This window comes from Trabulsiella odontotermitis (assembly GCF_001188485.1).
Classification (GTDB): Bacteria; Pseudomonadota; Gammaproteobacteria; order Enterobacterales; family Enterobacteriaceae; genus Trabulsiella; species Trabulsiella odontotermitis_A.
Window position 1 is genome coordinate 26109 of sequence record NZ_JNGH01000080.1, and the last position, 8948, is coordinate 35056.

Genomic DNA, 8948 nt, shown 5'->3' on the forward strand with positions numbered 1-8948 from the left:
CGGATCAACGCCGACGTGATAATAAAGATACTCCCGGTAATACTCCGGGATTAAAGCCTAGTAAGTCCACTGGCAAATAAGATGATTAGGGTATAGAACGATTGTCTATACCCTATATACAAAACAGCATTAGTGTCATCTTCAGCTTGTTAATTTGCTTGCGGATTCGCGAACAGTGATGTCAGATAAAAATGACAGCACTTAAAGCCTATGTCTCACGGTATGCCTACTCTTCGCTAATCGGGTTATATGCCGGAACCGCCGAGGCATCCCCTCATAGAAAAACCTTATCCTTGTCCCGTCCTTCTCGGCTGATGGCCTCCATTCATTGCATATTACCTCAGTCGACATTTCAACTTGCTGGCATAGTGGTAAGAACATTTGAATATAACTTCGACAGACGCAGTTTAAAACAATTTTTCATCAGAACAAGCGCACGACTCCGCAATTTTAGTCATGCTTAATTTTGCATATTTCCTGTCTTAATACTTTTACTTTTAAGTGAAAACACAGAACACTTAAGATACTAACTTCAGAGTATTATATGATGGATTATAATTTATATATCAATATTTCTTCTTTTATTGTTTTTACATGAATTAAGTCACATATATTGTCGGGTTGGCTTTGTTATATATAGCATATATACAAAATACAATATAGTCACAGTAATATATCACCCGTTCAATATAATTGAAATATAACCATACCATGGATAACTATGCTAATAACATACCCCCCTTAAACGCTGCATACTTCATCAGGAAAAACAGAATACAATCATGAGCATTAATACTGCTGCTTACGGAATACTGAACCCCCGACATCTTAAGAAAATCAAAGCTACACTGGGAAAAAGCATAGAGGAATGTCCAAGAACATTGCTAGTAAGAGTGGACCTTTTAGTGCCGGATGAAAGTTATAACAGTGACTCTGGGTTAATTACTCGCTTCCATGAGTCTCTTAAAGCGCAGATTGAAGCTGATATGCTGGCCAGAGGTAAAATGGGTAAACGCGTTCATTTGTGTAAAGTCAGATTTGTATGGGCGCGTGAATTTCATGAGTGCGGCAGGAAGCATTATCATGTTGCATTATTTCTTAACAAAGATACCTTTGCTTATCCCGGAACATATCACCCATCGAAGCAAGGTGACTATATCCACAACCTCGCTTTCATGATTATGGAAGCATGGGCCCGGTCATTAAAACGGAAGAGTGAAGATGATTCTAAAAAATATTATCCATACGTAAACTTCCCATCACCGTGCTATTTGCACCTTAACAGGAACGGGAAGCATTATCAATCTGAACTGAAGAAAGCACTGAACTGGATAAACTATCTGGCAAAGGAATACAGTAAGGACTATAGCGACGGCCAGCGTAATTTTGGCAGTAGTCAGTACTGAGCCTGAAAAATATTATTTTACTCACATGTTCAATGTTATGGCGGAGTACCAGGGTTTCAGTGAAATGAATCTTTCAGGTGCTCCTGTCTTTTACTCAAATCAAAGACAGAGAGACAACGTCATGACAAATATGAGCAGCAGCACTGACCTGATGAATGACAAGCTGGTGGATATGGTCTTTATCACCGAATACAGTGGATGCAGTGACAAGTGGTTTTACAAGCTTATTAGCGAAGGGAAGTTTCCGAAGCCCATTAAACTGGGAAGAAACTCCCGCTGGTTACTCAGTGAAGTGGAAAAATGGGTTCAGCAACGTATTATAGATTCACGGAGTAATATCATGCAGTCTGAGGAGTTATAATTTCCCCCTGCATGTTACGCTGTCATGCCTTTTATAATCAAGGCAGAATTTTTAAAATCAAAAAGATAAATATATTAATACTTTCCCGCGCTGATATACTTGATAAAAATAGTCCTTGTTAATTTTGTGAGAGCGAAAAGGAAGACAACAACAGCATCAGAGATGATACATCTCGACATCTCCATTGGCTGTTTTTTACTCAAAATTATGAAGATCAATATGTTGTGCATGATGCTACTCATGCTACGTAGCATGAGTAGCATCTATGTTTCTGATGTTTTTATCAGTAATGGCATGTCGGAAAGTCAAAACATATCATCTCACTTGTGCTGCCATTTTTATTTTTTTCACACTCAATGGTAATTCTACCTTCTTCTGTAAGAACCTTTAGGGCTGCATTTAATCGTCCGTTGTTTCTCAGATGTGTTCGGCTGACCCGTCGGCGTACATAAGCCTTACATAATTTTGGTGACTCTCCTTCTAATCGATTGACTTGAGTTAACATCCAGTGATACAAATATTCAGCATCCTGCTCAGGTGATGCGAGTGTTCTGGTGTAAAGCACCATCGACTGTTTAATATAATAGTCCATAACCACACGGGCATTTTTAAAAGTGTTCTCTGTCACCTCATCGCCATCTTCTTCACAAAAATAGTGAAACAATGCAGCGAGGCGGACCAGATTTTCCGGTACCTTTGATAAAAAAGATGTTAAAGCCTCGATTTTATGTTCACTTATAAGTCTCTCTATATCCATCTGATATTCAAAAAGTATTATCCCCGCACTCTGAGACAACCGTATTCTTTCAGGTTCAACATTATTTTGCATATGCTCTTTAACATTTACCAGCAGTTCCTTAATCCTGGCATGAAATTTTCCTAACAGATCCTCGAAATTATTCTGAATAATCGGCTGACGTTGCCCCTGAGTTGAACTTACAGAGGAGACAAGAAATCGTGCAAGAAATCCTGACCCTTTAGCAATTTTTCCATGTTTCATAAAGTACTGCATAAACAGATCAGGCTGAATCATCAGAAGCATGGTAAAAGAGCCTTCAACCGAAAAACTTTCTGAACTTCGACGTTCAATATCAAATGGAGAGCCATCCCACATTTGATTCAGAAAACCAAGATTGTTTTTAGCCCTCCCGGCAAAGAAAACACTGGCCTCATCTGACATTAACCCGGCAGATGAAATATTTTCATAAAGACTGTACTGTAAAGCTTCAGGGGTAGTATCCGAATAGATTAGTTTCATTCTGGGAGGTTTGACGGGCTTTTCCAGTTCATGCTCTACTAACTCATTCTCTTCATCTTCATAATCCCCATTCCTCTCCATTTTTCTGGCCATTTTCTTCATAATAACATTCTGTTTATTCTGCCATATTAACAACTGAAGCTTATATTTTTTTAACGCCTGCTCATATTCATATATCTGTTCTTTTTCATAATCCAGAAAAGGCTGCATAACCAGTGAATATACTGCTGACTTTCTTTCGCCCGAACCCGCGAGTACTATATTATAGAGTGAACATGGTTTGATGCGGCCATCAGGAAACTGAACTTTAATGAAAGTCTGACATGCCAGAGACACCGCTGAGAGTACCGCCCCCGCAATCAGTTCGACAGGAGCCTGAACATTTAACACTAACGAATAAATAGTATCCCGGAGTACCGGAGGAAATACCCCGAACGGATAGGCACCTGATTGCTGCAAAGCAGATATACTTTGCTGAGTAGTCTGGTGCTCATCTCTTATTTGAGTTGCAGATTGATGCATATTCGATAGTTCACTCATATTCCTTTATTCCCTTATCATTCATGATTCTTACATCATAAAACAAAAATATCACCTCAAGAAAGGTATATCTTACGCATCATTTGAACTGTACAGTAAAAGTATGGAGTGAACTGGTCCCTATATTTCCACACGCCTTTTATCACTTAACCCATTACTGAAAGATGTTGCCGCGAGGAACGATATTCCTGTGCACAATGTGGGTGCCATTCGTATTAATGTTTAAAGGCCACGGTAAGGTTCTTTGCCGCTGTTAACCCGTCTGGTTTTGGCATGATACCTATGTGTTCACGCTTCATCGTTTTCACGTAGCTCCAGTCCATTTTGTTACTGCCCGGGCTGTACACCAATCTGTGTTCAGGCTCAAGTACTGCCATTCTGGCGTACTACCGCGTCTGATGTTACCGACAGCCTATTTCTTATCATCTTAATACCCGATAACCCTTTCTGCAGCCATACCGCCACGTTTTCCCTGTCCTTTTGCCCTTAACGGGATGGAGTGCGCCTGCGCGGTATCTGGCTGTAACGGAGAAAAAAATGAGAATACTCACGCTTACTGGCGGCCAGAAACCGCCATCGTCTTTAGCTTTGCTCTGCCTGCTCGTGCTTCTTGCGGTGTGTTTAAGGAGACTGGTATGCGAATGATGAAATGCTATCTCGCGAATACCGACAACGGCCATTTTATCACTGCTAACGAAGCCGCAACCGGCGAACCGGGATCACTGACCTGCCCCTCCTGTGGCTGTGTTCTGTACGTTCAGCCCGGGAGTGCAGACGAAAAACCGTGGTTCTGGCATGACCAGAGTACGGTACCTGCCAGTACACTGATGAGTTGTGTTCATTCTGACCCCGAAATTAAAGCAGAAGCCAGGCTCAGAAAGCTGCGTAATTCCATTGGGGAGATGGTAGTCCCCGAGCCGGTGCTGTCCTGGCACTGCGTCTGGTGCGGACAACACTACCAGGGAGTAAAACTGTGCATACCGTGTGGCACCGGGATCTACAGTATCGAAGATAAGCGCCAGGAGACTGCTTATCTTTCTTCTGTCAGCACCAGTGCTACATGGTCATAACGACGTAAACAATCCATCTGGCTTTCTTGTTGTTTTCATATCGCAGCCTTATTATTCAGCCCTCAGTCCCGCGGTCCGTGCTGGCGACGTTTTAATCTCATTCGTGCCTGGCGAATGGATCGGCTACTGCGATCTGCAAACATTTTGCACAGGTCCGGAAGTGCCAGATGGAGATGCTTTTCAAGCAATGTTAACTCTTCTTTTGTCCATCTCTGCATTTTCCGGCCTGCGCTGAACACCAGTCCCAGCATCTGAGCCTGATTCCTGATGGCAGATTCGCTTCTTCCGGGCAGACGTCCGATGACATTAACGCCTTCAGCATTATAATATTTTGCCAGAATACCCAGTTCCTTTTTTCCCCAGCGGCGACGGGAAATGCCCATTTTCGTCATCACAGACAAAATTGCTGAACGGGTACGCCCCGGCAACGCTGATATGAGATTCTCCATACTCACACCTTCACGACAGCCGGATATTAGTGTTTCTTTTTCCGTAGCAGACCATGCATGGCGTACTGAATTACAACCGCAGTATTTTGCCATGCTGTATACGGCCCCGACAGTACGCCCGAGATGTTTTCCAATGTCATCGGCTTTCAGCACACCATAGTTTCTTTCCAGAAAAGACAATTCAGCGATTGTCCATGGCGTCCCTGCATTTTTTCTTTTCTTTGCTTTCATTTTCACTCCCTGCTGCAGGCGTATGACGTACTCCTGGTTTATCGGGGCAGGAAAATGACTCGTCACGACAGCAGTTCGCAGCCTGTCCCATCTTACGACCCTGTGTATCGATACAATACCTTTCCTCTGTTTTTCTATAAACCGGTTAATTAGCGGTTATCGTCATTGCCGGAAGAAGGCTGAATACATTAGATTTTCTTACATTACATATACATTTAATAAGGATATTTACAAAAACTGGCTTCTGGCATATTTTCATGATCAATTTTCATACGAAGTTTACCTTAAGGGCGGAGAATGGGCAGGAAGTATTAGTTTTTCTTACAATACATGCACATTTAATAATGTTATTTACAAAAAATCCCTTCTGGCATATTTTCATGATCAATTTTCATACGAAGTTTACCTTAAGGGCGGAGAATGGGCAGGAAGCCATTATGCGGATATTTCGTCGTCAGGGGCCTCTTTTGTTTCACCCTGCTGGCGGTAGCGTGCGTGCGCGTCATGGCCGCACCGCTCTCTCCGGCTGACCGGGATGCTGTTCAGCAGCAGCAACAACAGTTGCTTGAGCAGAACCAGCGTCAGCGTGATGAGCTGGAGCGCAGCACGCCGCTGCCTCATCCGACTACGCCCGTCGTGCCGCCAGCCACAGAAGGCCCGTGTTTCACCATTTCCCGTATTGAAGTCAGTGGAGCGACAAAGTTATCACCGCGCGATGCTGATGCCGTTACCGCCCCCTGGCTGAATCAGTGTCTGGACATGACCGCCTGACACAGGTCACCAGTGCTGTATCCGACTGGTATATCAGCCGTGGATATATCACCAGCCGCGCCTTTCTGACTGAGCAGGACCTCTCCTCCGGCATACTGCATCTGACAGTGCTGGAAGGCCGGCTTCAGCAAATCCGCCTCGAAGGCGTGCCGCAACGCACACTCGCCATGACCTTCCCGGAACTCGAAGGCCACGTATTAAATTTGCGCGATATCGAACAGGGCATGGAGCAACTGAACAGGGTGCGCCAGGTCCCGGTGGAGATTGAAATCCAGCCAGGCGACAAACAGGGCTGGTCAGTTGTGAATCTCACCGCCGCCCCGGAATTTCCGCTGAGTGGTTCGGTAAGTTTCGACAACAGCGGGCAGAAAAGCACCGGCACCGGCCAGTTCAGCGGCGCACTGACCGGCAATAACCTGCTTGGTCTGGCGGATAAATGGTTTATCAGCGGCGGACGCAGCAGCGATTTTTCAGACTCGCATGATGCGCAGAATTTTGCTGCCGGCGTCAGCGTGCCGTACGGNNAGATATTTCGTCGTCAGGGGCCTCTTTTGTTTCACCCTGCTGGCGGTAGCGTGCGTGCGCGCCACAGCGGCACCGCTCTCTCCGGCTGACCGCGATACCATTCAACAGCAGCAACAACAGTTGCTTGAACAGAACCAGCGCCAGCGTGATGAACTTGAGCGCACCACGCCGCTGCCCCGTCCGACTGCGCCTGCCGTACCTCCGACCACAGAAGGTCCGTGCTTTACCATTTCTCGTATCGAAATCAGTGGCAATACGAAATTATCGCCACGCGACGCCGACGCGATTACCGCGCCCTGGCTGAATCAGTGCCTGGACATGGCCCGCCTGACGCAGGTCACTGACGCCGTCTCCGACTGGTATATCAGCCGGGGATATATCACCAGCCGCGCCTTTCTGACTGAGCAGGACCTCTCCTCCGGCGTGCTGCATCTGACGGTGCTGGAAGGCCGGCTTCAGCAAATCCGACTGGAAGGCGTGCCGCAGCGGACGCTGTCCATGACCTTCCCTGGCCTTGAAGGGAAAATCCTCAACCTGCGCGACATCGAACAGGGCATGGAGCAACTGAACCGCGTGCGCCAGACGCCGGTGGAAATTGAAATCCAGCCCGGAGACAAACAGGGCTGGTCAGTTGTGAATCTCACCGCTGCCCCGGAATTTCCGCTGAGTGGTTCGGTAAGTTTCGACAACAGCGGGCAGAAAAGTACCGGCACGGGCCAGTTCAGCGGCGCGCTGACCGGCAATAACCTGCTTGGTCTGGCGGATAAATGGTTCGTCAGCGGCGGGCGCAGCAGCGATTTTTCAAATTCGCATGATGCGCAGAATTTTGCTGCCGGCGTCAGCGTGCCGTACGGCTACGGCCTGCTCGATTACAGCTACAGCCGGAGCAACTACCTCAGCACCATTGATAACAACGGCTGGCCGTGGCGCTCCACCGGTGACAGCGAGATACACCGGCTTACGGGTTCGTGGGTGGTGTTTCGCAACGGCGATATCAAAACCGGTATTACGACCGGCATGACGCACCGCATCAGCCACAATTATCTTGATGACGTGCTGCTTCAGAGCAGCAGCCGCAGGTTCTCCGGCGTGATGGTCGGCATCAACCATACGCAAAAAATGGCCGGTGGTGTGGCGACGCTCAACCCCTCGTTCACCCACGGTGTACCGTGGCTGGGCGCGGAAGATGATAATGACAAACGCGGTGATGTGCCACGGGCTGAATTTCGCAAGTGGAGCATTAACGGCAGTTTTCAGCGTCCGTTAGCAACAGACCTCTGGTGGCTCAGCAGCGTTTACTTTCAGTGGTCACCGGACCGGCTTTACGGCGCCGAACAACTCACGCTGGGTGGAGAAAGCTCGGTGCGGGGCTTTAAGGAACAGTATATTTCCGGCAATAACGGCGGTTATCTGCGTAATGAGCTGAATTACTCACTGTTTACCCTGCCGTGGATGGGGCAAATCAGCGTGATGGCGGCGCTGGATGGCGGCTGGCTGAAACAGGACGACCAGGATCCGTATGCCAGTGGCACGTTATGGGGCGCCGCGGTCGGGCTGACCAGCGCGAACCGGTATTTTTCCAGCCAGTTTACCGTGGGAACCCCTGTGAAATATCCGGACTGGCTTGCCCCGGATCACCTGGTCATTTATTACCGTATCGCTCTGGCGTTTTAACCTCAGGAACTCACTGTTATGGACAAACACTCTTCCCTTAACACCGGTATCATGGTTTCCCTCCACCGCCGTATCCTGAGTTATCTCGTCAGTATCCTGATTGCCGGGCAGCCGGTACTGCCCGTCATCGGTGCCACCATTACGCCTTCCGGCAACACGAAGATGGACAAGGCCGGAAACGGGGTACCGGTAGTGAATATCGCCACACCCAATGGCGCGGGGATCTCACATAACAAATACAACGACTATAACGTCGGTAAAGAGGGGTTAATCCTCAATAACGCCACCGGCAAACTCAACCAGACGCAGCTTGGTGGCATTATTCAGAACAACCCGAATCTGAAAGCCGGGCAGGAAGCGAAAGGCATTATCAACGAAGTCACCGGCGCTAACCGTTCACAGCTTCAGGGCTATACCGAAGTGGCGGGCCAGGCGGCGAACGTGATTGTTGCCAACCCGTACGGTGTTACCTGTAACGGCTGCGGCTTTATCAATACCCCGAATGTGACGCTGACCACCGGGAAACCGGTACTGGATGCCAGCGGCAACCTGCANTACCCGCGCCACGGACATTAACGCCGCCCTGCATGCGAAAGACCTGACGGTGATTGCCGGGGCCAACCGCATCACAGCAGACGGGCGTGTCAGCGCGCTGAAAGGCGA

6 protein-coding genes and 3 pseudogenes are annotated in these 8948 nt (G+C 47.7%); 6 read left to right on the forward strand and 3 right to left on the reverse strand.

Annotated features, from left to right (window positions below; translation table 11 throughout):
• Positions 1-782 precede the first annotated feature (782 nt).
• Together GM30_RS10000 and GM30_RS10005 are read left to right on the forward strand one after the other, a co-directional pair.
• Complete coding sequence (locus tag GM30_RS10000; RefSeq protein WP_049848504.1) at positions 783-1406, forward strand: inovirus Gp2 family protein; 624 nt, start codon at positions 783-785, stop codon at positions 1404-1406.
• A gap of 130 nt (positions 1407-1536) precedes the next feature.
• Positions 1537-1767, forward strand: a complete 231-nt coding sequence (locus GM30_RS10005; protein WP_420802255.1) for a helix-turn-helix transcriptional regulator — start codon at positions 1537-1539, stop codon at positions 1765-1767.
• Positions 1768-2050: 283 nt separating this feature from the next.
• Here GM30_RS10005 and GM30_RS10015 read toward each other — a convergent pair whose 3' ends face one another.
• Complete coding sequence (locus GM30_RS10015; protein WP_238582634.1) at positions 2051-3565, reverse strand: YfjI family protein; 1515 nt, start codon at positions 3563-3565, stop codon at positions 2051-2053.
• Between the two features lie 120 nt (positions 3566-3685).
• Positions 3686-3951, reverse strand: a pseudogene (locus GM30_RS27185) (IS3 family transposase); the annotation flags it as partial.
• Positions 3952-4200: 249 nt separating this feature from the next.
• On the opposite strand from GM30_RS27185, the gene GM30_RS10020 reads away from it, so the two are divergent.
• Positions 4201-4635, forward strand: coding sequence for a putative zinc ribbon protein (locus GM30_RS10020; RefSeq protein WP_049848507.1), 435 nt, complete (start codon positions 4201-4203; stop codon positions 4633-4635).
• A gap of 62 nt (positions 4636-4697) precedes the next feature.
• On the opposite strand, the gene GM30_RS10025 is transcribed toward GM30_RS10020, so the two are convergent.
• A complete protein-coding gene (locus GM30_RS10025; RefSeq protein ID WP_049848508.1) occupies positions 4698-5315 on the reverse strand; it encodes a hypothetical protein in 618 nt (205 codons plus the stop codon).
• A 504-nt stretch (positions 5316-5819) separates the two neighbouring features.
• Here GM30_RS10025 and GM30_RS10030 point away from each other — a divergent pair.
• The 3 genes and pseudogenes from GM30_RS10030 to GM30_RS10040 all read left to right on the forward strand — a co-directional run.
• A pseudogene (locus tag GM30_RS10030) lies at positions 5820-6607 on the forward strand (ShlB/FhaC/HecB family hemolysin secretion/activation protein); the annotation flags it as partial.
• Entirely contained in the window at positions 6567-8285 is a 1719-nt protein-coding gene (locus GM30_RS10035) for a ShlB/FhaC/HecB family hemolysin secretion/activation protein (protein ID WP_080993416.1), read from the forward strand. The pseudogene GM30_RS10030 and the gene GM30_RS10035, both read left to right, overlap by 41 nt.
• Positions 8286-8336: 51 nt before the next feature.
• Positions 8337-8948 (forward strand): annotated as a pseudogene (locus GM30_RS10040) (two-partner secretion domain-containing protein); the annotation flags it as partial.

Coding starts and splice junctions, on each gene's coding strand:
- GM30_RS10000 (WP_049848504.1), top strand. CDS start 783: ATGAGCATTAATACTGCTGCTTACGGAATACTGAACCCCCGACATCTT.
- GM30_RS10005 (WP_420802255.1), top strand. CDS start 1,537: ATGAGCAGCAGCACTGACCTGATGAATGACAAGCTGGTGGATATGGTC.
- GM30_RS10015 (WP_238582634.1), bottom strand. CDS start 3,565: ATGAGTGAACTATCGAATATGCATCAATCTGCAACTCAAATAAGAGAT.
- GM30_RS10020 (WP_049848507.1), top strand. CDS start 4,201: ATGCGAATGATGAAATGCTATCTCGCGAATACCGACAACGGCCATTTT.
- GM30_RS10025 (WP_049848508.1), bottom strand. CDS start 5,315: ATGAAAGCAAAGAAAAGAAAAAATGCAGGGACGCCATGGACAATCGCT.